This is a genomic window from Halorubrum sp. AJ67, from assembly GCF_000513435.1.
This window is the reverse complement of sequence record NZ_CBVY010000008.1, coordinates 99152-100167: the sequence shown is the minus strand read 5'-3', so window position 1 is coordinate 100167 and position 1016 is coordinate 99152. Positions and strand designations below refer to the sequence as shown.

Below are 1016 nucleotides of genomic sequence, written 5' to 3'. Positions count from 1 at the left end.
CTCGAAGGGGCAGCCGCGAGGACAGCACAGGCGACGCAAGCACCGCAACGAGGGAGCGAAGCGACCGAGTGAGGCGCGCAGCGAGCGTGCGCTGTCCTCGCGGCTGGGGCTTCGGTGGTCTTAGTCACAGCGTCGGTTTCGTCGTAGCGAGCGGGTGGGGCTTCGGAGCGGTTCGCATCGCTCAGCGAGTTATAAGCAGAACCGGAAGTTACGTACCGCCGGTCTACGCGTCGGACGGCTCCTCGCCGTTCGTGTCGGTCTCGGCGATCCGGCGGATGCGCTCGACGCCGTCGACCTCGCGGATCACGTCGACGACGGCGTCCGGGACGAGGTCTTCCCAGTCGCGGCCGCGGATCATCCGCTCGCGGAGCTCGGTCCCCTCCAGCACGTCGCGACGGAACATCGGCGACTGGCGCACCTCGACGCCGGCCTCCTCGAACAGCCGGACCACGAGGGGGTTGTTCGAGTACGCCACGTCGAACCGCGGGGTCATGCTCTGGACGTGGCTCACCCACACCGAGTTCCGGTCGAGGTCCTCGATGGGGACGACGTAGGTGGTGGCGTCTAACTCCTCGACGGCCTTCGTCACCATCATCACGCGCTCGCCGGCGGTGAAGGGGTTCCGCGTGGTGTGAGAGTCGCCGGCGGAGCCGATTCCCAAGACCAGCTCGTCGACCTCCGCCGCGATCTCTTCCACCATGTGCTGGTGCCCGTCGTGGAACGGCTGATACCGACCGATGTAGAACCCCCGCATGAATCTACGTAGCGGCGGCGTCATTTATAAACCCAGTGGGAACGGCCGAACGGAGAGATCGAGGGTTAAACGGCGTCACGAGGGCGTTTACTGCCCCCGAACCGACGGGTCCGGGGGAGAAAGTATATCAGTAGCCGACCCGTCCTTTTCGATAGCGACACCCGATTCTATGAGCAACGAGAAGGACACGAACGACCCGACGGCCGACGACCCCGACGAACCGCCTCACGGCGGCGTCGACGACTCGAATCCGGCGGGGAAC

General features: G+C 65.7%; 1 protein-coding gene. It reads right to left on the bottom strand.

Annotation, left to right across the window (positions count from 1 at the left end):
• Positions 1-223 precede the first annotated feature (223 nt).
• Positions 224-754, bottom strand: a complete 531-nt coding sequence (locus BN903_RS08700; protein ID WP_048077370.1) for a nicotinamide-nucleotide adenylyltransferase — start codon at positions 752-754, stop codon at positions 224-226.
• Positions 755-1016: the final 262 nt, after the last annotated feature.

Excerpts from the sequence above, each read along its gene's own strand:
- BN903_RS08700 (WP_048077370.1), bottom strand. The coding sequence starts at position 754 with ATGCGGGGGTTCTACATCGGTCGGTATCAGCCGTTCCACGACGGGCAC.